16 protein-coding genes and 2 tRNA genes are annotated in these 24,208 nt (G+C 38.9%); 11 read left to right on the top strand and 7 right to left on the bottom strand.

Going from position 1 to position 24,208, the window contains the following annotated elements; translation table 11 throughout:
• Positions 1–17 precede the first annotated feature (17 nt).
• Positions 18–959 (top strand): zinc dependent phospholipase C family protein, encoded by a 942-nt coding sequence (locus FAZ19_RS18660; RefSeq protein ID WP_136822267.1) that lies wholly within the window; start codon positions 18–20, stop codon positions 957–959.
• A 59-nt stretch (positions 960–1,018) separates the two neighbouring features.
• Here the strand turns inward: FAZ19_RS18660 and trxA are convergent, their stop codons facing one another.
• Entirely contained in the window at positions 1,019–1,339 is a 321-nt protein-coding gene (gene trxA, locus FAZ19_RS18655) for a thioredoxin (protein ID WP_136822266.1), read from the bottom strand.
• 97 nt (positions 1,340–1,436) lie between these two features.
• A complete protein-coding gene (gene dnaE / locus FAZ19_RS18650) occupies positions 1,437–5,855 on the bottom strand; it encodes a DNA polymerase III subunit alpha (protein WP_136822265.1) in 4,419 nt (1,472 codons plus the stop codon).
• Positions 5,856–5,992: 137 nt separating this feature from the next.
• Here dnaE and FAZ19_RS18645 point away from each other — a divergent pair, with 137 nt between their 5' ends.
• Complete coding sequence (locus tag FAZ19_RS18645; protein ID WP_136822264.1) at positions 5,993–6,223, top strand: PLDc N-terminal domain-containing protein; 231 nt, start codon at positions 5,993–5,995, stop codon at positions 6,221–6,223.
• A 54-nt stretch (positions 6,224–6,277) separates the two neighbouring features.
• Here the strand turns inward: FAZ19_RS18645 and FAZ19_RS18640 are convergent, their stop codons facing one another.
• Complete coding sequence (locus tag FAZ19_RS18640; protein ID WP_229707639.1) at positions 6,278–6,844, bottom strand: OmpA family protein; 567 nt, start codon at positions 6,842–6,844, stop codon at positions 6,278–6,280.
• Complete coding sequence (locus tag FAZ19_RS18635) at positions 6,837–9,044, bottom strand: glucoamylase family protein (protein WP_136822263.1); 2,208 nt, start codon at positions 9,042–9,044, stop codon at positions 6,837–6,839. Before FAZ19_RS18635 ends, FAZ19_RS18640 begins: the two co-directional genes overlap by 8 nt.
• 185 nt (positions 9,045–9,229) lie before the next feature.
• On the opposite strand from FAZ19_RS18635, the gene FAZ19_RS18630 reads away from it, so the two are divergent.
• Together FAZ19_RS18630 and FAZ19_RS18625 are read left to right on the top strand one after the other, a co-directional pair.
• A tRNA-Gly gene (locus tag FAZ19_RS18630) sits at positions 9,230–9,302 on the top strand.
• A 5-nt stretch (positions 9,303–9,307) separates the two neighbouring features.
• A tRNA-Leu gene (locus FAZ19_RS18625) sits at positions 9,308–9,392 on the top strand.
• Positions 9,393–9,465: 73 nt separating this feature from the next.
• Here the strand turns inward: FAZ19_RS18625 and FAZ19_RS18620 are convergent.
• On the bottom strand, positions 9,466–12,024 hold the full coding sequence (locus FAZ19_RS18620; RefSeq protein WP_136822262.1) for a BamA/TamA family outer membrane protein: 2,559 nt from the start codon (positions 12,022–12,024) through the stop codon (positions 9,466–9,468).
• A 339-nt stretch (positions 12,025–12,363) separates the two neighbouring features.
• Between FAZ19_RS18620 and FAZ19_RS18615 the strand changes: the two genes are divergently transcribed.
• Together FAZ19_RS18615 and smc are read left to right on the top strand one after the other, a co-directional pair.
• Entirely contained in the window at positions 12,364–13,062 is a 699-nt protein-coding gene (locus tag FAZ19_RS18615) for a DUF4397 domain-containing protein (RefSeq protein WP_136822261.1), read from the top strand.
• A 198-nt stretch (positions 13,063–13,260) separates the two neighbouring features.
• Positions 13,261–16,803 (top strand): chromosome segregation protein SMC, encoded by a 3,543-nt coding sequence (gene smc / locus FAZ19_RS18610; RefSeq protein ID WP_136822260.1) that lies wholly within the window; start codon positions 13,261–13,263, stop codon positions 16,801–16,803.
• A 42-nt stretch (positions 16,804–16,845) separates the two neighbouring features.
• Here the strand turns inward: smc and radC are convergent, their stop codons facing one another.
• Positions 16,846–17,532: a RadC family protein gene (gene radC / locus FAZ19_RS18605; RefSeq protein WP_136822259.1), complete on the bottom strand. Its 687-nt coding sequence runs from the start codon at positions 17,530–17,532 to the stop codon at positions 16,846–16,848.
• A gap of 153 nt (positions 17,533–17,685) precedes the next feature.
• On the opposite strand from radC, the gene FAZ19_RS18600 reads away from it, so the two are divergent.
• On the top strand, positions 17,686–18,144 hold the full coding sequence (locus FAZ19_RS18600) for a peptidylprolyl isomerase (protein WP_136822258.1): 459 nt from the start codon (positions 17,686–17,688) through the stop codon (positions 18,142–18,144).
• Between the two features lie 17 nt (positions 18,145–18,161).
• The gene (locus tag FAZ19_RS18595) at positions 18,162–18,566 is read left to right on the top strand and encodes a DUF5606 family protein (RefSeq protein ID WP_136822257.1); all 405 of its coding nucleotides are present in this window, start codon (positions 18,162–18,164) and stop codon (positions 18,564–18,566) included.
• 56 nt (positions 18,567–18,622) lie between these two features.
• Here the strand turns inward: FAZ19_RS18595 and FAZ19_RS18590 are convergent, their stop codons facing one another.
• Positions 18,623–19,384 carry a carboxylesterase family protein gene (locus FAZ19_RS18590; RefSeq protein WP_136822256.1) on the bottom strand — a complete coding sequence of 254 codons (762 nt, stop codon included), beginning with the start codon at positions 19,382–19,384 and terminating at the stop codon, positions 18,623–18,625.
• Between the two features lie 118 nt (positions 19,385–19,502).
• On the opposite strand from FAZ19_RS18590, the gene FAZ19_RS18585 reads away from it, so the two are divergent.
• The 3 genes from FAZ19_RS18585 to FAZ19_RS18575 all read left to right on the top strand — a co-directional run bounded on the left by FAZ19_RS18585 (position 19,503) and on the right by FAZ19_RS18575 (position 24,164).
• Positions 19,503–19,784, top strand: coding sequence for a SelT/SelW/SelH family protein (locus tag FAZ19_RS18585; RefSeq protein ID WP_136822255.1), 282 nt, complete (start codon positions 19,503–19,505; stop codon positions 19,782–19,784).
• A gap of 108 nt (positions 19,785–19,892) precedes the next feature.
• Positions 19,893–21,122 (top strand): metallophosphoesterase family protein, encoded by a 1,230-nt coding sequence (locus FAZ19_RS18580; RefSeq protein ID WP_136822254.1) that lies wholly within the window; start codon positions 19,893–19,895, stop codon positions 21,120–21,122.
• Between the two features lie 3 nt (positions 21,123–21,125).
• Entirely contained in the window at positions 21,126–24,164 is a 3,039-nt protein-coding gene (locus FAZ19_RS18575; RefSeq protein WP_136822253.1) for an AAA family ATPase, read from the top strand.
• The last annotated feature ends 44 nt before the right edge of the window (positions 24,165–24,208 follow it).

Raw genomic sequence — 24,208 nt, 5'->3', positions numbered from 1 at the left:
TGAAATAATTAACATACATGAAACATATTGCCATTACACTTCTCAGTCTAATTTTTATTGTTCTATTCAGCTCATGGGGGTTCTATGCCCATAAACAAATTAACGAGAACGCCACTTACACATTACCTGCATCATTAGCCAAATTTTATAAAAAACATCTTAATACCATAACTGAAAAAGCAGTAGATGCCGATAAGCGTTGCTACATCGACACGCTAGAACCCTCTAGGCACTATATCGATCTAGACAGATATGACGCAGAGACGGACTCCATCCCCATTCATTGGAGCAAAGCTGTCGCAAAATTTAGCGAGCGGAAACTGCTGGCAAATGGGGTTGTTCCCTGGCAGATATGGCGAACGTATCAAAACCTAGTGAGCGCACTTAAAGAACTAGACCACAACCGTATTATTCGGTATAGCGCTGATCTGGGGCATTACGTGGCAGATGCACATGTCCCATTGCATACTACCAGCAATTACAATGGTCAATTTTCAGATCAAATAGGAATCCACGCATTTTGGGAAACAAGGCTACCTGAAATGTTCAGTCATGAATATGATTATTTTGTGGGAGCTGCTGCATACATCGACGACCCGTTGCAATTGGGTTGGCAGATTGTGAAGGAAAGTAATGCATTAGTCGATTCTGTCTTGCAAATCGAAAAGCAGCTCTCTCAAACGATGAAAAAATCTGAACAAAAGAGCTATATTACACGCAAGAACCAACTGATATTGAACTATTCAGATACATATGCTAACTCTTACCATCGTGCATTAAATGGCATGGTGGAAAAAAGGTTCAGATCTTCTATCTATTATGTAGGATCATTGTGGTACTCGGCTTGGATCGATGCAGGCCAACCTAATCTCGCTAAAAGAACCGATTTGACAGAAGTTGTGGAAGACAAAATTGAGTATTCTGATAAAAAGATATTAGGACGAGAAGAGTGGCACTAAGAAAGCTTAAAGCAAAAAAAAGAGCGAATATTCGCTCTTTTTTGCTAACAATAAACCAACTATGATAATTGCTTATCTAATTTTTCAACCAATACAGACTTAGGTACGGCTCCGATTTGTTTATCTACAATCTCACCATTTTTAAAAAACAATAAGGCTGGAATATTTCTGATGCCAAAGCGAACGGAAATGTCCGGATTATTATCTACATTAACTTTTCCAACAACTGCCTTGCCATCATACTCATTTGCAATTTCGTCTACCAATGGTCCTACCATACGACATGGTCCACACCATTCGGCCCAAAAGTCAATTAATACTGGTTTATCTGATTTTAAAACAACTTCTTCAAAGTTGCTATCTGTAATTTCTAGTGCCATAATAAACTATCTTTTAAATTTAATCAAACTTATATACAAATATAAATAAATCCCTCCAAATGAATTCTAATTGCGATGCAATAATATCTATAGCTTATCAATTTAATCTATAATTGACACCTTCCATTTCCTCCAGCCCGTCTAATAGCTCATTCGTAATATGGATTCTCGTCGACTTGGCTGGCATTTCTACCACGAATTCATCCTGTACATCCATTACCTTAAACTTCAGTTGGCAGTTGGCCGGATTGGTTTCGTCTACAGTCGATTGTACCAGATTGTTTATTTCATCTACCATCTTATTATTTAATTTGTGTAATGCAATCTGAATCGTGAAACTCTTCGCCAGCTTGTCACGGAGATCAGATAACAGCTGAATGCTCTTCATCTCGAATCCCCAATTCCCCACTTGCTTGAAGCGTTCTTGAACCAAACCTCTTACCTGCACAAAATATCCTTCTTGCAAGTAGCCTTTGAATTTGACATAATCTTCCCCAAAAACGGCAATTTCATATGAGTCATAATAGTCTTCAAGAATAAAGGAACCAAATGGTTTCCCTGACTTCGCTACTTTATGGGCAGCACTGGCAATAATGCCACCAATGATAACTTCTTTATTTTTTATACGATTGAAATCCAACAATACCTCTTGCTCAACCTCAGAGGCCTTTACTTTATTGATCAACTGTAGATCTGTTACGTTATTCTGGCAGAAGTGCTTAATTTCAAACTTATAGGTATCCAACGGATGGCTGGTCAAATAAATTCCGATAACATCTTTCTCGTATTTCAGTTTTTCAATCAGTCCCCATTGCGGGCAAGGCGTTAAAATAGGTTCTGGTAAGTCGGCTGCCGCTCCGCCGCCAAATAAACTTGCCTGAGCCGACTGCTCATTTTCTTTAAAACGCTGGCCAAATTTCACGGCCTTCTCTATACCTGTAGAACCATCCCCGTCTCTGAAAAAATACTGCGCCCGATGCGTATCTGTAAATCCGTCAAATCCGCCGCCATATGCTAAACTCTCAAAGGCTTTTTTGTTCGCTGCCCGCAGATCAATCCTTTTGGCAAAATCAAAAATCGATTTGTACGGACTTGTAACCCGAGTCTGCACAATAGTATCTACTGCACCCGCACCCACTCCTTTTACCGCACCTATTCCAAATCGTATCGCACCCTGCTCATTTACCGTAAATTTATAGTGAGATTCATTTACATCAGGTCCTAGCACCTGTAATCCCATCCGTTTGCATTCTTCCATGAAAAATGTAACCTGCTTAATATCATTCATATTATTGGAAAGTACAGCTGCCATATATTCTGCGGGATAATGGGCTTTTAGATATGCAGTTTGATAGGCGACCCAGGCATAGCACGTAGAGTGCGATTTATTGAAGGCGTACGATGCAAAAGCTTCCCAGTCTGTCCAGATCTTTTCTAGAACCTTTGGATTATGTCCCTTCTCTGCTGCTTGTTCCACAAACTTAGGTTTCATTTTATCCAGTACCGCTTTTTGCTTCTTACCCATTGCTTTCCGTAATACATCGGCATCACCCTTTGAAAAGCCTGCTAATTTTTGAGACAAAAGCATGACCTGTTCCTGATACACGGTGATACCGTAGGTTTCCTTCAGGTATTCCTCACAGGCTTCCAAGTCGTAAATAATAGGCTCTATACCATGTTTACGTTTAATAAAAGAAGGAATATATTCAATAGGTCCGGGACGATATAGCGCATTCATTGCAATCAAATCGGCAAATACCGTCGGCTTGAGCTCCTTCATGTATTTTTGCATCCCGGGCGATTCATACTGGAACACCCCTATCGTCTCGCCTCTTTGGAATAACTCATACGTCAAAAGATCGTCAATAGGAAATTCATCGGGATCCAAGGCTACACCATGTCTCAATTTCACGTTCGATACGGTATCTTTGATGAGCGTTAAAGTCTTCAGCCCTAAAAAGTCCATTTTAAGCAAACCTGCACTTTCTACGACCGAGTTATCAAATTGGGTAACATATAAATCCGAATCTTTGGCTAGCGATACAGGTACAAAATTCGTAATATCATCAGGTGTGATAATCACCCCACAGGCATGGATACCGGTGTTACGCATCGAACCTTCCAGCACTCTGGCCTGCTTGATGGTTTCGGCTTCTAAACCGGCCCCTTCAGCAAGTGCCTTTAGCTTATTAACCGCCTCCAATTCATCCGACCGTAAAACCTCTTTCAATGCTTTCTCTTCGAGCGAGAAAATTTTACTCAATTTGAGGTTGGGAATAAGCTTAGCAATCTCATTGGAATCTTGCAAAGGCAAATCTAATACGCGTGCAGTATCTTTTATGGAAGATTTGGCAGCCATTGTACCGTAAGTAATAATCTGCGCCACCTGAGAAGCACCGTATTTATCAATCACGTATTGCATGACTTTCCCACGACCTTCATCATCAAAATCAATATCGATATCGGGCATGGATACACGATCTGGATTTAAGAATCGCTCAAAAAGCAGATCGTATTGAATAGGATCTAAATTTGTGATCCCTAAGCAGTATGCCACCGCAGAACCTGCAGCAGATCCACGACCGGGACCAACAGAAACGCCCATCCCTCTTGCAGCAGCAATAAAATCCTGAACAATTAAGAAATATCCAGGATACCCTGTACGTTCGATTGTCGCTAGCTCAAAGTCCAATCTTTCCCGAATTTCGGCCGTAATCTCTGCATATCGCTTTTCGGCACCGACATAGGTAAGATGGCGTAGAAAGGCATTCTCTCCGCGTTTACCCCCGTCTTCATTGTCCTCAGCATATTGGAATTTATCTGGAATTTCAAACTTAGGAAGTAAAACATCGCGATTCAATGCGTATATTTCAATTTTTGCCAGCACATCCTGCAGGTTGAGAATAGCTTCTGGTAAATCTGCAAAAGCTTTTTTCATTTCATCTGGAGATTTGAAATAATACTCTTGATTAGGCATTCCAAAACGAAATCCACGACCTCGCCCTACGGGAGTGGTTAACTTTTCACCATCCTTTACACAAAGTAGAATATCATGTGCATGCGCATCAGCTTTATTTAAATAATAGGTATTATTAGTTGCGACCAACTTCACATCATGTTTTTGTGCGAGTTGAATTAAAGACTGGTTTACTCTGTTTTCATCTTCTTGTCCATGCCGCATGATTTCCATGTAAAAATCTTCACCGAACAAATTCTTCCACCAGATCAATGCCTCTTCCGCTTGATTTTCACCTATATTGAGGATTTTATTCGGAACTTCTCCCTGCAAATTTCCTGACAGCACAATAATATCTTCCTTGTATCGCTCTATCGTTTCCCTATCGATACGCGGCACGTAATAAAAGCCCTCCGTATAAGCTACAGAAGCCATTTTTGCTAAGTTATGATAACCACTTTTGTTTTTAGCTAACAAAACAACCTGATAACCGTTATCCTTACGCGACTTATCCTTCCTATTTTCGCAAACATAAAATTCACAACCCACTATCGGCTTTATAATCTGTTCGGTTGGTTGCTTTCCGGCTTCAGTCAACTCTTGATTTCTGGCTTCAACCTCTTTATTATGACCAATCACTCTACTAACAAAATGAAAAGCTCCCATCATATTTCCATGATCCGTAAGTGCAACAGCGGGCATATTATATTTTGCAGCAGCCGACACAAGACCACCGATTGAGATCGTAGACTGTAAAACGGAGAACTGAGAATGATTGTGCAAATGTGCAAATACGGCATCTTTTAATGCTGCCGCTGCCTCATGATCCACAACATGCGTTACATCTTCCTTATTTTTGCTTCTTATCGCATCGGAAGCCGCCTTCAGGTTAACATGTTGTAGCCCAACAGTCGGAATTAAAACTGGATTTTCTCTTCTGAATTCAATAAAATATCCAGTATCTACCTGAAGTTCCTCGGGCTTAAACACCTCACGGCGAACAAGTTCAAAGAAACAACGTGTAGTAGCTTCCACATCGGCGGTCGCATTATGTGCCTCAGCAAAGGGTACTCCAAATAAATACGAATGGAGTTCGGTCAGGTTGGGTAATTTATATCTTCCACCGCGCCCTCCCGGAAGTTGAAGCAACTCGGCCGTAACTTCGGTACAGGTATCTAATATGGGCTTATCATTCAGGGTAGTTTGCACTCCGTAACGATAATATTCAGACCCCATAATATTGAGATCAAAACCAATATTCTGCCCCACCACAAATTTTGCTTTCGCCAAAGCGATATTAAATTTATCCAATACCTCTTCTAGTGGTACGCCTTGCTCTTCAGCCAACTCTGTGGAAATACCGTGGATCTTTTCAGAGTCGTAGGGAATATTAAACCCGTCGGGCTTAATTAAATAATCCTGATGCTCGATCAGATTACCCATTTCGTCATGTAGTTGCCAAGCTATTTGAATACAGCGTGGCCAGTTATCCGTATCTGTAATCGGTGCATCCCAACGTTTTGGCAAGCCTGTTGTCTCTGTATCAAATATTATATACATGCATTCTTTTTTTTATAGAAAACAAATTTAACGAATATAATTTAGGCATTTTCCACATAATTATCACAATCTGCCGCGACCTTGATAATACGGAATTTATTCATTATTTTAGAAAAACTATTTAGCAATAAAAAATTATGATCGGTTTTATAAATATAGGATCAAAAGAGATGGTGTTGCTCACACTGGGATTGCTGTGGCTTATTCCCTTTGCGCTTATCATCTACACATTAATAGATCTCTTCAAAAGAGATTTCTCGAATAAGTCTACAGACCGAATTTTAATAATATTCTTAATTGCTTTTGTTCCTATATTGGGATCATTGATTTATTTATTGGGACTGCGAAAAGAGTATCCGCTAAAATAAAAATGCAGCGTTTTTTTGAACGCTGCATTTTTATTTCTGATTTATCGGAAACAATTAGTCCAGAATAACAACTTCTACCCTTCTATTCTGTTGCCTTCCTTCGGGAGTTTTGTTATCTCCTACCGGTTTGGTTTGACCTAAGCCCTTAATCGCAATACGGGAAGCCGCAATACCCGAATCCTCTAAGTACTTCTTTACAGAGGTTGCTCTTTTTTCAGACAACCATTGATTATATCCAGCTTCACCTGTCGCGTCAGTATGACCATCAACTCTTATTTTTTTTCCACTATCTTCCTTTAATATTTTAGCCAGCTTGCTGATTTCGATCTTCGCTTTATCTGTCAAGAACGAAGAATTCGATGGGAATAACACATCAGAAGATAAGGTGAATTTTATTCCTTCATCGATACGTGCTGCATCATCAAATTCGGATTTTACATTTTTTAAACCATCATCTGTACCGTCTTTCGAAATAACTGCTCCTGGTAATGCCGTTATTTTTTGTTGTTTGCAGGCTGTAAACATTAGGGTTGTAACCGTCACAGATAATAAAAATACTTTCTTCATATACGTTAGCTCATTAATCCGTATAAAGATAAACGAATCTTTTAAATTATTCATTAATAGGCTCAAGATTTTTGGCAAATAGGCTTTCTCGCAGAGCTTTTAATTCAGGAATTTGGGCATATAATTTCCAAATCAACCCCGAACGATAATTTTCCAAAGCAATGGATAGCGTCGATTGATTAGCGGCTAAATATTCATCTGAAACGTCATCATTGCGTAAATCTAGCCAAGATCTAAATCCATATTCTGTAAATAACACATTCCCATATTGATGGTATAGCGCTAAGATTGCCTGCAATCCGATCTCTTTATCCACGAAAATAGATGAAGGCGCTATGGAAGGATTAATGCGATAGTTACCTACGCTATCCCGATGTTGATAAAAGCCCCAGATGTCGCTATCGGTAGACCCTACCCCTATCTCATTATCACGTCGCTTTACAAAATGAACATAAGAATTCAAAACTTCTTTAAAGTCAAGAATGGTATCTTGCAGAAGTTCTGGCGAAATCGTTAAAAAAGGCCTATATAACTCCATAAGACTTCGGTTATATTCCCCAAGCTTGAGTGAGTTACCATATAAAAGCGTATCTCGCAAAACTGATGTTTGAATAAATGTGTCTATTAACGCGACCACCTTTTGACTTTCTATCAATGCTGTCGTATCCGAAGCTAGGCTATCGGTATATATGTCCACTTCACCCTCTTCTGGCTGTTCAGGCACATAAGGACTATAATTGTGATACACAGCATTATAATAACTTGTTAATGGCAACGGAAACTTTGGAGCAGCCATAGCTAAAAAATAGGTATTGATCGACTCATTGATACCGTTCAGTGTAGGTTTAAGTGGTGAATTTAAATCCTCAATAGCTGGCAATGAAGATCTCAAAATATCATCCGTTCCTTCCAACGTAAGTTCTTGCCAATTAACACTTTCATAAAGTTTGGTGATTCTTTTTCTTAAATCCAATTCTTCGGCAGAGTCTCCGGAAAAATATTCTCGGGCAATCAACAGTGCCTCAAGTATATTGGAGGTGGCCGATACATCATATTTAGGGCTGTCACTTCGATACTCGGGAACTCCCCCCCTTCCATTAAAATAAGAAGGGAATATCCCTTTGTTGTTTTGAGCTTTCAGCAAAAAATAAACAATTTTTGATATCCGTCCGTACGCATATTGGCGGGAGACAAACTTACGATCAGCTCCTATCAACAAGGAAATAATAGCGCCCCCCGTTTCTTTTGTGGATACAATAGCTTTATCTTTTACCCGGAATGGCATATACATCCCACTGTTAACGTCATAGTTCTCAATAAAATAATTGACGTGTGCCAACTGTATTAAATCCAGCAATTGACTATCTTCCAGCTCTTTCGTCGTAATTTCCTTTACACCGGAGAATGGTGACTCTTGGTAATTGTAATCAACCCAAGTAATTTTGTAATAGTATTTTCTACCCAAAATCGGAACCATATCCAGACAAGACTGCATCTGAACCGGACGTATTCCAATAGGCTTAAAATTTTCGCCATCTTCCGATCGATAAATTTTAATGTAATGAATGCTTGGTGTTAACGGCAATTGCCATTTCAAATGCACCTGGCTGTCGTAAGGTACGGCATCAGTCAGAATCGCTGGCGAAGACAGTTTTACCTGTGGGTAATTCTTTGCCAAAAATTCGATCTGGTCAATAAAAATGTGCTGCATACGATTCGAACTCCTGTGCTGTTGAAATCCAATGGCGGCAATAGGGTCACTAAAATTAACATCACTTATAGCATTTATGGGAATCTTTACCTGAATCCATTTATTGGTCTCATAATTCTTGATAAACTTTTCCAGTGAAAATGAGGCAGAGGTACTACTCCGTTGCTTTATGTATAATTTTGGTAAATCATTCACTTCTGTCCCCGTACTCTTTACAAAAATTCGAATACTCAAAAAATCATCATTACTAAATTTATAGTGGTGTTTTTGACGACTATAACGAACTTCAGTATTCCAATTTCCTTCTTCCGCCGAAATATATTTTAATGATAAGGCATTGCCCGGTGTAAAAAAGAGTGTATCGGATACCAACAAATGTTGGTTTACATTCTCTACCCAACTCTTTCCGCCATAGTTTACCGTACTTTTGGCATAGACACCTTTAACCAGACTGTTGTCGAAAATAACCTCTGGATAGGTATCTGCTAGTAAAAATGCAGGGGCAAAGAGAATATACAATACTAAGAGTCTAAATACTTTCATATAATCCAAGATGGTTTGAAAACAAAAATAGGCAAAAACGAGACCAATTCAGCTTTCAAATGACATAATAGTGTAGAGATTAAAAATTAATTTACACAGATTGAGCATTTTATCTTGACAAAGCAGAAAATAAATTACTATCATTTTAAAATTTAATTTTTCTAGCTATATTTGCAGCACGTTAAGCGAAAGTAGCTCAGTTGGTAGAGCACAACCTTGCCAAGGTTGGGGTCGCGAGTTCGAATCTCGTCTTTCGCTCAGTTGCCTAGGTGGTGGAACTGGTAGACACGCAGGACTTAAAATCCTGTTCCCGTTAAGGGAGTGCGGGTTCGATTCCCGCCCTAGGTACAAATAAAGCCCTTCTATCTTCCATAGAAGGGCTTTATTGCATTCGGAATTAAAGACCTTAATTTATATTTGCTTAAAAAGAAAGACCGACTCGGATGTAAGGAAGGGTAGCTTCCTGACTGAAACCCAAAGCAGCCTGTATAACAAGAAGATCTCCGGGCATAAAATAAAGCCCTCCTCCATATCCCATATGCCATCTATCCGAGTTTTCGCTGGTCATCCATACTCGTCCGATATCATAGAAGCCTATAGCTCCGACGGTGCCAGGAAGCAAATAGCTCGCAAAGCTCCATAATTTGAAACGCAGATCGAAATTATTGTGAATTGCTGTTTTACCTGTAAAGCGTCGTGAATTGAATCCCCTCAAACTAGTTTCACCGCCGATCTGCGCATGCTGATAATGATAAGGGCTTCCCCACACTGCTTCAAGACCTGTTCTATTTGCAATCGTAATATAATCGTTGGCAAAGGTTCTATAGAAAGAAAAGGAATTCTCCATCGCTGCATACGTTCTCTTAAGACCTCCTACCTGCGCATTATAGCCTAGCCGAGAATAAACGTGAATTCCCGACTTTGGGTTCGCCGTATTATCCCTAGTATCAACATCCACCCCTCCGGCTATTCCGGTGAAGAAGAAGCTCCCATAAATGGGCTCGCCGGGGTTATTAGCTTCAAAATCGGCAAAATACCGACCCCTATTATTCGACTCATTACTATTGTAATATTGAGATGAAGAACCAACGAACAATTTAACACCGGCACGCACGTATTTTTCTAAAAATAGATCTCCGTTCACGAGATCGAATCTATTTCGATAATAAGAAATCCCTCTTTGCGCTATTTTCGTAAAACGTGATTCATTACCATAGCCAAAAAAGTTACTGAGATTATAAGGTCCTAAGGAAGATAACGTAATGGACAGATCATGACCGGCAATTAACTCCTTAAAAAGCCCTTTGTAATCCAAAATAAATGATTCTCTTCCTGTAAGGTAATTTGCAGAAAACTGATGTCTGTAGGCGAAAGGCTCCTTTCGAAAACCTTGGTTCTCGATCAAATAACCGAGGCCAAAGATCAATCCCCGATCAATGCCATAATTCAGATTTACGAGAACGCCCTTACGATCGTACACGAAGCTATCGTATTTATAATCGTGGATTGCTGTATCCGTATTTAGTCGCAAACGAACTCCCTTATTTATCGAGAACATATTGGAAGCCGTGTCTTTCGTATCGTAAACATATAATTTACTCGCGTTAGAAAAGCTTTTGGTGGAAGCAAATACATCATATCCTTCTCCTCCTATCAAACGAAGCTTGATGGGGGTACGGCCTGCCCCATGAACTTTATATTCATCATTTCCGGCTATTCCATATAAACGTATTTCCTGTGTGTAATCAGAGAAGAACTTCCGTTTTAACAATCGACGTCCTTTGGAGCCATCTTTCTTTTTATTATGTACGTCAATGGTTATCGTACCATCTTTATTGTAATCAACATCAATAAATTCCGATTTCCCCGATAGGGGAATATCAACATACCGGGCAAGCGAACGGTAATAGGTTAACCCGGTTGACATTAGCTCATCACGCCGAGAACGAATATTAAATTCTAATTCTTCCCCACTCAACACAACAATTGTATCGGGCATAGATAACATCGCTTGGTGAATCACAGAATCTGTTACCACTTCCTGTACGTATTTTATCTCGCGGATCCAATCATTTTCATTTAAATGGTTTAGGAAAAATCGATCAAAATGCCGTGCATTAAAATTCCAGTGTGCAACATTACGGATATGTGGACTGAAAGGTTGAAGATGAGCTTTTAGCCATTGACGGGATAGCAGAACTGGAAAAACGCCCGACGTTTTATAATATACTTTATCACGGTCTCGGGGAACTGGTGTATAGATTTTCTTTCCATTTTCCTTTTCCGGATCCCAGCGCCAATTATCTTCATGACGATCCCAATCACCAAGAATAAAATCTAAAAGTCTAGCACGTAGGGTAAGCTTTTGGTCTATTTGCGTATCATTATCATCCAGCACTTTTTGGATGACTTTCACCGTATTATCTGTTTTAACGTCTTCAAATGGCATACGTGGCTCGAGCATGTAAGCGCGGTTCCTGAGCAATTCGCGGTACTCGCCCAATTTAAGATCGTCGCCTACATACACCAGTTCAGGTGAAGCGTGCGGTATATCCAGCGCTACGTTAAAAAAAGGTACGGTGAGTGCACCAAAAGGATGTGCAATAGAAATTTGGTCTTGTACAATATCTTTGACAATCGTCTTACGTAAGCTTTCGGGCAGACTACGTTCGGGAAATTTTTGTATAGAACGCAATACCCACTCCCGCCCCTCTACATCGACCATCCGTAGAGATTGAGTCTGCATGCCTCCTCCCAATTTTACACCCTCTAACCCTCCCTTCTCTGTACTTAAATCTACCAAACGCATCTTTACGGGCGTGTTATAAAGTTTGCGATAGCTGTCGCCAAGCCAAAAACGATGTGCTATTCCAACCTCATCGTATTCGGAGGCAATAATCGCCACTACACTATCTCTAACCTGGGCATTTAAGTATACCGTGCAGATCAAACAAAAGGCTATAAGTACTATTCTCTTCATATCAAACGCCAGGTTATATATTCCTCGTAAAACTATTTAAAACATGTTCTCGACGCGCATAACGCGCTTACCTAGATACCTCTTTAAAAGATTCCTTTTGAGGCACTTAGCATAAAGTGTTTTTGCAAATCAGTAAAGCCCTAAAATTAGGATAAATATAAGGCTTGAACAACTATTTATTACTTCAATAGTTATAGCACGTAAGTGCAAATCATTTCAAGCGGTTCATGAAGTGAGCCGTGATCTAAAGCATGATTTTCATTTTTTTTAATTTTATTGTAGCCTTCTGAATGTCTCCTTCGTTTTTGATAACAGAAATGAAAATAAAATTCAAGATATATGAAACTATTAAATTTTAAACTCTTATTTACAATTGTACTTGGTACAATAATCATGAGTAGCTGTTTGAAGGACAAGGATTATGAACCCGTGCCACACGCAGTATTCACCATGGTAAATGGATACACCGAAGACACTAAATTGGCTTACTACGCCGATAACAACCGTATACCTCTACCATTTGGCTTTTTGCAATACCAAGAAATGGAAAGGTATAGAAATTTGTTTGTTGGTAATCGACGCATACGCATTGTAGATGAAAGCCAAAAAACAATTATCGATACAAATTACACCTTTAAGGACAGTACATCCTATACCTCTTTTGTATTCGGAAATGATGAAGCAACAGAACACATCATTACAGAAGATCAGTCGGTCGAAGATTTGGGAGACGAGACAGCTGTACGTTTTTTACACCTGTCGACTATTGCAGATGAAGTTTCTGTTTATATAGGGTCAGACAGTGAGCCGGTGTTCGCAGGGAGAACAACAGAAAGTGCTTCATCGCCTGAGGAAAACCATTTATTCGTTGCTAACACGAGTGGAAAACAAAATATTGTCGTAAAAAATACAGATGGAACGACAATAATCGAGCGGGAGTACGATTTCAAACCGGGAAGATATCTATCTATTATTTTGGTAGGCGAACGAGATAACACCGAAACACCACTGTATCTCGGTATCGCAGAACAATATTAATACTCCGTTCAGTACAGAGAATACCACTGTACTGTAATCGTTGATTAAAAGATTCCAGTACCCAATGAAAAAACGTATCAAAGCCTTATAGCCAATCCGCTATAAGGCTTTTGATTTGTTGCTTATCGAATATCTAACATCTATGCGCTAATATCGAGAAATTATGTACTTTCGTAACTTAAATTTAACAATAAGTGAATGGAGCTAACTAAACTTGAAATCAAGGGATTTAAAAGCTTTGGCGATAAGATTACGATAAATTTCAACGAGGGGATTACTGCAATTGTGGGACCAAATGGATGCGGCAAATCAAATGTGGTAGATGCTATACGTTGGGTACTCGGTGAACAAAGCACCAAAATGCTACGTTCAGAGAAAATGGAAAACATTATTTTTAACGGAACTAAAAACCGTAAGCCAGCTAACCTAGCTGAGGTATCGCTGACATTCAATAACAATAAAAACGTTCTTCCTACAGAATTCACGACGGTGACCATCACCCGTAAACTATACCGTAATGGTGATAGTGAATATCGCCTCAACGATGTAAAATGCCGCTTAAAAGACATTACAGATTTATTTTTAGATACGGGGATTGGCGCAGATACTTATTCAATAATAGAGTTAAAAATGATCGATGAGATCATTGCCAATAAGGACAATTCACGTCGTAACCTTTTTGAAGAGGCCTCTGGTATTTCTAAATATAAAGTACGTAAAAAACAAACCCTAAATAAGTTAAAAGATACAGAAGCTGACTTATCGCGTGTGGATGATTTGCTCTATGAAATAACAAAAAATCTTAAATCTTTGGAAAACCAAGCAAAAAAGGCTGATAAGTACTTTAGGTTAAAAGAAGAGTATAAAGAAGCTAGCATCGGGCTTGCCTATTATCGCTTAGACAGTTTTAGTTCGGATCTACAATCCTTATCCGAGAAGGAAAACAATCTTCAGCAGTCGCTTCAGCATACTTTGGAAAAAATAGACACCAAAGAGATTACTTTAAGAAAAGATAGAGAAGATATTCTTGCTAAAGAGAAAGCATTGTCGGCCCAACAAAAGGCAACGAATGAATACATCAATAAAATCCGATCTTATGAGTCTGAGAAGAAGGTTAAAAACGAACGGTTGCACCACTTGCAAGAAAAAGAAGCACGTATCAGCACAGAACTTAACCTCGACAAACAACAATTAAGTCATGTAGATTATACGTTAAAAAGACTCCATGAAGAGCTCTACGAAGAACAGGCCAAATTAGATGTCTATCAAGGCGATATAACCCAAAATAAAACAGAGGTCGAAGAATTAAGAGGTCAGCAACATACTTCAAAAGTACAGCTTGACAAATTCGTTCAGGAAAACTTAGAAATTCAGAATAAAATTTACAGGTTAGAAAAAGAGATCGCGGTTTTAAATATTCAGAAAGAAGCTCTCGAACAGGAATCTTTACGCAACATCACGGATACCTCATCCAAAGAAGCTGAATTAAATCAGTTCAACAAGGCTGTTGACGAAATTCAACGAAAGGTTGAAACACAACAAGATCAATTTGAGTCCGTCGTACAAGCCGAAAATGAGTTAAACATTAAAATTCGACAAGCGGAGCAACAACTCGACCTGGTTAAATTAGAACTAAATAAGGAATCCCGCTTAGTCGATGCAAAACAAAATGAGTATAACCTTACGAAGTCGCTAGTAGATAATCTCGAAGGTTTTCCCGAATCCATTAAATTCTTACGTAAAAATGCAGGCTGGCAAAAGCCATACCCTTTATTTTCGGATGTTTTATTTTGTAAAGAAGAATATCGCGTCGCCATTGAAAACTACCTGGAGTCGGTAATGAACCATTATGTGGTCGACACGCAGAGCGATGCCGTACAAGCGATTAATTTGTTAAGTGACTCTTCACGCGGCCGGGCTAATTTTTTTGTGCTGGAAGCTGTGATAACTGACCAGGAGATCCAGCCTATTCTTCACCAAGAAAATCTTATTCCTGCAATGCAGGTAATTAAAGTGGATGAGAAGTACAAGCCCCTCTGTTTGGCGTTGCTAAAGGATGTCTATCTATTGGAGTCTGACGATGCCAGATCCATCGAACTCGAGTTGCCGGATAAAAATATCATTGTTTTACACCACGAAGGTAAATTCAGCAAGAATAGATTGGGTATCAGCGGAGGTTCTGTTGGTTTATTTGAAGGTAAACGTATTGGAAGGGCTAAAAATTTAGAAAATCTAGCCAAAGAAATCAAAACCATAAACCTACGGATCGCAGAACTGCAAAAAATTGAAGCAGAACAAACTGAGTTATTGGTCTCATGGCGTTTGGAATCGCAAAAAGATCTAATAGATGAATTACGCGTACAATTAAATAGGTTGCAAAATGAGTGGACATCGGTAAAAACAAAACAAGAACAGTATCAAGCCTTTATATCCAATAGCCAAACTCGTAAACAGGATATTGAACATAAAATGCGGGGCATAGCGGAGGAGCTCGCAAAATCAGAACCTGAACTGAAAACCCTCCAAGCCGAAAGTGATGAAAGACGTAAGAAACTAAATGATCTCCAAGCCGCATTTAATGAACTAAACGAGCTATTGACTGAAAAATCTAATGCATATAATCAAGAAAACATACGTCTTCATCAACAGCAAAATAAGGTATCGGGCGTCCAAAAAGATCTAGAGTATCGCGAAAGCCAAAAAGAGGCACTGGAAACCCGAGTGATCAAAAACACTGCAGAACTAGAGCAAGTGAAGATCGGTATGCAGGATGCATTGAAATTCACCGACACCAATGACGATGATCTTCGGGATTTATATGAGCAGAAAGAACTGTTGGAAAAGGCACTCCATGAAATGGAAGAGGAGTTCTATTCCTCCCGCAAAGTAATTAATGATCTGGAGGAAGAAGTAGCCCAACTCCGTAAATCTAAAGATCAATACGACTTCTTGATCACTGAATTCAAAGACAAAAAGACGAATTTACAGATTGATCTAAATTCGTTAAAAGAGCGGTTATCTGTAGAATTCAGTATCGATATTAAAACCCTTATGGAGGGCGAAATGCCAGAGATAACCGCATCGCAAACGGAATTAACTGAATCATGCTCCTATTTGAAAAAACAGCTTAATGAGTATGGCTCTATTAACCCAATGGCAAAAGAAGCTTATGATGAAATTACCGAGCGTTTTAATTTCATCAACAAGGAGAAAAATGACCTTTTGGAAGCTAAAACAACGCTGATGGCAACCATACAGGAAATAGATAGCAATGCTAACGATAAGTTTATGCATGCTTTTACAGCAGTCCGCGAAAATTTCATTCATGTATTCCGGTCATTATTTAACGAAGAAGACAGTTGTGATCTCGTTTTGAGCGACCCTAAAAACCCGCTAGAGTCGGATATTGATATTATCGCAAGACCCAAAGGAAAACGTCCTCTATCTATTAATCAACTATCGGGTGGAGAGAAGACTCTGACTTCTACCGCATTATTGTTCTCACTATACTTATTGAAGCCTGCACCATTCTGTATCTTCGATGAAGTAGACGCTCCGTTAGACGATACCAATATTGACAAATTCAACAATATCATTCGCGAATTTTCCAATCAATCTCAGTTTATTGTTGTATCCCACAATAAACGCACGATAGCGAGTACAGATATCATATATGGCGTCACAATGGTAGAGCAAGGTATTTCCCGAGTAGTACCTGTGGATTTACGCGACGTAGCTTAATATTAAAGCACAAAAGGCTATATCTGTCCTGCCTTTTGTGCCTTATAGAAGTCCTTCATCCCGAAAACTGTAATACCCACTATCCGTAAAGATCACATGATCATTTACCCGGATATCCATAATCTTGGATGCCTCGTTTATTTTGGTGGTAAGTTGTTTATCCGCTTGGCTTGGCGCTAATGTTCCAGATGGATGATTGTGAATAAGAATAAGGGAATTTGCTTTGTATTGTAGTGCATACCGTAACACTATGCGTATATCTACCGGTGTAAAATCATTCCCCCCCCGACCAATCAGCTGCTTTTCTAACACCTTGCACGCGGTATTAAGATAGAGTACCCAAAACTCTTCGTGAGGTAGATCTTGCACTTGATATTTAAAATAATCGTATACCCGCCTACTGCTATTCAATGTAGGTTTTTCCTCCTGCGATTCTTCCCGTCTTCTTCGACCTAACTCTAACGCCGCAACAATCGAGATAGCCTTTGCCTCACCAATCCCCTTATAATGACAAAAATCGGCAACTTCCATGTGAGATAAATGATTAAGGTTATTTTTAGCATCATTGAGAATACGTCGGCACAACTCTACTGCAGTCTCTTGACGTGATCCCGAGCCAATAAGAATAGCTAATAGTTCGGCATTTGTCAATGCTCTCCTTCCCTGTTCTATTAATTTTTCTCGTGGACGATCCGATTGATCCCATTCCCGGATTACAAGTTTATTCATAAAATACAGTTTATAAAGTAAATAACTGGCTTCCTTAAAATTAGGAATATAATCTGGGATTAACAAACTTTAACGGGTAAAGAACGCATATCTAATCCATATTTTTAAAGGAAAAGCGTATCTTTGTAGCTTAAATCAAAAATTTATTTAGAAATGAGTAAAGCAATTATCAAGACCGAAAAAGGCGACATGACTGTGCAGTTTTACACAGAAGACGCTCCAAATACAGTAGCAAACTTTATTAAATTAGCTAAATCAGGTTATTATGATGGGTTGACTTTTCATCGTGTCATTCCTGACTTCGTTATCCAAGGTGGCTGTCCAAATTCTCGCGAAGGTGCCGCTGGTACGCCTGGGACTGGGGATCCGGGCTACAAAATTGATTGTGAATTGACAGGGGAAAACCAATACCACGACCGGGGAGTATTATCGATGGCTCACGCCGGCCGTAATACAGGTGGTTCTCAATTTTTTGTCTGCCATAGTCGTAATAATACTGCGCATTTAGATCGTAACCATACCTGCTTTGGTAAGGTAGTGGAAAACGTCGATGTAGTAGATGATATTCGTCAAGGAGATCGTATTTTATCCATTGAAGTAATCGAAGCCTAGCCAACTAAGAAAAGACTATGAATTTAAGAGCATTAGTATCCGTAACAGGAAAACCAGGTTTATATAAATTAATGGGCCAAAATAAAGGAGGCTTTATCTTGGAATCTCTTGACAAAGCTAAAATCAAATCTGTTGTGAATTTAAACACAACAAAAATGGCGACGTTAGAAGACATCACAATCTACGGAGAAGAAGAAGAAATCCGTCTTTTGGATATATTTGAAAAAATAAAAGCAAATGATGGAAACACGCCCGATGCTAAAGCTGACGGAAATGCCCTCCGTGAATATTTCCGTGAAGTAGCGCCAGGACATGACGAATCGAGAGTATATACTTCAGATATTAAGAAAATTATCAATTGGTATAATATCATCAAAGAATTTCCACTATTTGAAGAAGAAGCACCTGCTCCTTTACAGTAGTTTTACACAAAAAAATTAATTAAGGGGTAGCGCTTGTCTACCCCTTAATTATTATACTAATTTACAAATTCATTCTTAAATACGGGAGGATTCCAACTTGTTCTCTTTTTACTGAATTCTTGATTACGTCGCTCCTCTGCGGAAAACGAGAACATCCATTCGTAGATTTTATCTTGGTGAAATAATCGTTCTACGCTCCCATGTGTACCACCAGGAATAATAGTTAATGTCGCGTCCGACTTTTGATCAACTTTTTTTATCGCGTTATAGATTTTTTTTGACTCCGATGCCGGAACCACCCGATCAGCACTTCCATGTTGAATCCATAAAGGTACTCTCGCGAGACTTTGTGCATAGCTTACTTTACCCCCACCACATATGGCCACTGCTGCCGCGATACGATCTGGGTACTTACCGGCGACTTCCATTGTTCCGTAGCCACCCATACTCATACCGCAGAGATATACTCGAGATGGATCCGCATTATATTTCTCCAATACATAATCAATTATCTCTATTACATTATCTGGATTCCACCCCCTGCTAGTTTGTGGAGCCACTATAATTCCTGGAATTTCTTTTCCCTTATTTATTGCATACAACACTCCGTATCGCTTAACCTTATTCAGATCGGTACCAGATAAACTTCGACCGTGGAGAAAAACCAAAATAGGCTGTTTATCTCCATCTTGTTGATAATCTGCTGGCAATCGCAACCAAAATTTATATGTGGTGCCTTTTGTGATGGCCTGCAACTGTGCATTTGCTTTAATGCAGCATACAATCAACAACAAGAATATGAACTGAAATTTTATCATATACAAAAATAAATTACTAACGTAAATAGTTTGATCCGTTGGGAATAAAAAACGAAAATAACAAAATTTTCATAAACGGTTTATACATGTTATCACCGATTTTATTTAAGTTTAGTTTATGAATCCAACAATTAAAATAGAATATTGTCCAAAATGTGGCTGGATGCTTAGAGCCGCATATATGGCACAAGAACTGTTGACCACTTTTACAGACGACGTGTATGGAATAATGCTTATTCCAAGTGAAATCAGCGGTAGGTATCAGATTTCGATTAATAACAATGTAATTTTCGATCGTAAAAGAGAAGGTAGATTTCCAGAAATAAAGGAGCTAAAACAATTAGTGAGAGACAATGTAAATCCGCAGAAGGATTTAGGACATTCCGAAAAGAAAGTTTGACCACTTTCGATCAGCACGCGTATAGTCCCCCCTATCAATATATTTGGTTTGTGAATACAGAGCATTTTATCTAAGTTTAACTCTCCAAAATTCCATGGAACAAAAAGCATGAAGATATTACACACAGCAGACTGGCATTTAGGCAAACGTTTAGATTTTTTTTTTCGTATCGAAGAACAAAAAGAAGTTATCCAGGAAATTTGCGAGATAGCCGAAGCCGAAGATGTAGATATGGTAATTGTTGCGGGCGACTTATTTGATGCCTTCAATCCGCCAGTAGAGGCCACGGAATTGCTGTATCAATCTCTAAAAAGGCTGACGAATAATGGCAAACGTCCTGTAATCGCAATCGCTGGCAACCATGATTCTCCCGATCGGATTGATTCACCAGACCCTTTGGCCCGGGCCTGCGGCATTATTTTCGTTGGCTATCCACATGCAGTCATCAAACCTTTTCAACTGCCAGACAGTTTTGAAGTGACCAAATCGGATGCTGGGTTTATCGAACTTGTAATACCTCACCTACCCTATCCTGTCCGTGTTATTAGTACAGCTTATGCTAATGAGTTACGTCTTAAACAGTATCTAGGTTTAAGTGAAAAAGCCGAAAGCCTTAATGAGCTACTATACAAAAGCTGGAAAAATTTAGCCGACAAATACTGTGACTCATCGGGCGTAAATATACTGACAGCACATTTATATATGTTAAAACGTGGTGGAGAAATCTTAGAAGAACCTGACGGAGAAAAACCGATAAAAATAGGAAATGCAGATGTCATATACTCAGATCTGATCCCTCATCAAATTCAATATACTGCACTTGGTCATCTACATCGCTATCAAAACATCGGTGGTCATCATGCACCGGTAGTATACCCTAGTTCTCCTTTACCCTATTCTTTCTCTGAGGCTGGTCAGAAAAAAAAAGTCATTATTGTACATGTTGAACCAAATGGCGCAGCAGCAAAATATGAGACCAGAACGTTGACTAAAGGGCGAAAGCTGTACCGAAAACGATTTGAGCAAATTGATGAAGGCGTAGAATGGTTATATGCCAACCCGTATTCCTTGGTTGAGCTAACCTTGATAAGTGATACCTTTATTTCTTCCACTGATCTAAAGCGAATACATGAATCTCACGACGGTATTATTCACATTATTCCTGTCGTTAAACAACAACAGCTAGCAAATAATCCAAGAGCAGCTATTAATTTGGAACAGGATATGGACGATCTGTTTAAAGATTACTTTAAAAGTAAATATGGACAGGATCCAAACTCTGAGATCTTGAACTTATTTAAGGAGGTTGTAACGCATACCAAAGAAACAGAAGAATAACTTATGCTACCACTATACTTAAGCATCGAAGGACTGTATTCCTATCAGGAAAAACAGGAAATTGATTTTACCCTACTTACAGAGGCCGGATTATTTGGTATTTTCGGTGCGGTCGGTTCAGGAAAATCTTCTATTTTAGAAGCGATTAGCTTTTCTTTGTATGGCGATACCGAACGGTTAAATAAAGCGGACAAGCGAGCTTACAATATGCTCAATTTAAAGTCTAATGGAGCAACCATTGTTTTTGACTTCCTCAATTTCCAACAGCGGAAATTCCGCTTTGTAGCACATTGGAAACGCCGAAAACGCTTTGAGGATATTACTCCCATCGAAAGGCTTGCATACGAATGGAAAGAAGGTCAATGGATCCCTATGGAATCCGCTGATGGCGCATTGGTAACCAACCTCTCTTATCCCAACTTTCGAAGGACAATCATCATCCCCCAAGGGAAATTCAAAGAGTTTTTAGAACTCGGAGGAAAAGATCGTTCAGAAATGATGAAAGAAATCTTCTATCTCAATAAATATGACCTTGGCCCTAAGGTTTCCTTTTTGCAGGCAGAAAACAATAAAAAACTGGAGAACCTACGTGGTGCGTTAACAGGTTTTGAAGAGGTAACTTCTGCGATCCTTGAATCTAAAAAAATAACATTAAACGAGGCAAGATCTTCCCTTCTAGATGTAAAGGAAGAACATAAAAGCATTGAAGAAAGGTACCAAAAGTTAGTTAATATTCAGCAGGACAAAAAAGATCTGGCGAATAAGGAACTGGCGTTAGCTGCTCTTGAACAGCAATCGGATTCGATCAAGAAAATGGAAGAAGAAATTTCGCAATTCGAGAAAACTGTTTCAAATTTTAAAGAGGCATTAAACGTTCTACATCAACTCACGACAGGTAAAGAGGCTTTAGTTATAAAAATACAGAACCTGAAAGAGCAAAAGCTTCGTTTACAACACGAATTAGCAGCTAACGAGGAAAAGTTTGCTCATGTGTCTTCCGATTTTGATCGAATTGATGTGTTCAAAAAGCAAATCGAAGATTACAAGCTTTTAATTACAAATTCGAAACTGGAAAACAAAAAAGCAGAGGTACAAAATAGACTAGAAAAAGGTCAGCCTATTGTAAGAGAAACAAAAGAAAAAGAAACACTCTTAATTCGAGACCTTGAAGAGGAAGAAAACAAACTGGAAATACTGAAAAATGCACGAATGGATACAAGTATCCTTCTTGCTATTGAAAATTGGTACCAGTTTAAGGATAATATCGAAAAATCAACAAAGGATTTACGGTCAAAATTTGAACTAAATCAGTCTCAAATTCACGAATTGGAAAATCAATTTCAAGATGTTCAATTGAATGTGGAAAGCTGGGAGAAACAACTTCAGTTAGCTATTCAGGAATGTCAAAAAAAACTATCTGATTTAGCCAAAGAAGAATCTGACTGGCGCCTAAAACAAGAACTTAGTCAATATGTTCAGAATCTGCATGACGGTGAAAGTTGCCCTTTGTGCGGATCACTCGACCACCCCGCACCCATGCATGCAGAGGATGTAACCATACACTTAAATGAGGTATTAAATTTAAAAACAGAACTTCAACGAGAAGAGTTGGCAAATAATCGAAAAATTCAGCAGTTCACAAAAACAGCAACGCTACTCGCAGATAAAATCAAACTGCGTGCTGAACTCAAAAATGAATTAACAATTTATGCAGAGAAATTGGAATCTCATGATAAGGAATTTAAATGGCTAGAATTTGATAGCACGGATAGAAGCCTCTTTAATACAAAAAAGAAAACGCTTCAGGGACTGGAAAACGACATCAAACAAAAAGAGATACGCATTAAAGAACTCCGAGAAGCAACAATAACTACACGCGAAAAGGTATTGAGATATGAGAAGTCGCTAGCAGCACTAGACAATGAAATAAAGATGCTTGAATCTAATATCCAGCAGAATACAAGTCAATTACGTATTCTAAATATTAACGAACCCCCTCAAATTCCAACAGAACAATACCCAACTATTGTAGCTGAAATCCAACAGAAGATAGTGCATACAGAGGAGGAATATCAGGTGCTTAACAAATCGATAAATGAACTACACAGTAAAATTGCTTCAATATCGGGACAATATGTCGAAAGCTATGAGCACTATACAATGGTGAGTACCCAACTCGGCGAGATACAATCTAAAATAAACACACTGCTCGCCTCATTTGGCTACAATGATATCACCGAGGTTCAGTTCGTCATCAATAAAAATCTACCCGTAGATCAATATAAGATGAAGATCCAGAATCATTACATTCAAATATCTGCATTGCGAAACCGAATTATGGAGTTAAAAAACGTAGCGGATAAGAGCGAGTTTACTGATCAATTATTCGAAGAGACGGAAACTCTATTTCGATTAAAAAAAGAAGAACTAGAGCTTCAACTTACGCTTACAGGTGCTTTGGAAAAAGAATTCCAACATCTATTAACGGAATTTGAAAAGAAAACAACATTGCTCGCTGAATTCGAAAAAGTGAACATACGAAAGGAAAATTTAGAAACATTAGCTAAGATGTTCAAAGGAAATGGTTTCGTCAACTATGTATCCAGCATTCATTTGGAACGATTGTGTGAAATAGCTAATCAACGCTTCCACCGACTCACGAAAAATCAATTGAGCCTAAGTATTAATGAAAGCAATGAGTTCGAAGTCATCGATTTCCTAAATAACGGCTATCGCCGCTCGGTCAAAACGCTCTCGGGAGGTCAAGGATTTCAGGCTTCGCTATGTCTAGCCTTAGCTTTAGCCGAGAATATTCAGTCGATGAATAAAGCAGATAAGAACTTTTTCTTTATTGACGAAGGCTTCGGGACACAGGATAACGAAAGCATCAATACGGTATTTGATACGTTACAATACCTACACCAGGAAAATCGTGTTGTCGGTATCATATCACATGTAGAGGAACTGAAGGAACGGATGCCGAGGGCAATTACAGTTATAAAAGACATCGAAAAGGGAAGCGTGATAAACAACACCTATTAAAATAGAAAAAGAGTGCAGATTAGATTGCACTCTTTTTCTTAGGC

The organism is Sphingobacterium alkalisoli (assembly GCF_005049105.1).
In the GTDB taxonomy this organism is placed as follows: Bacteria; Bacteroidota; Bacteroidia; order Sphingobacteriales; family Sphingobacteriaceae; genus Sphingobacterium; species Sphingobacterium alkalisoli.
This window is presented reverse-complemented; position numbering and strand designations above follow the sequence as displayed.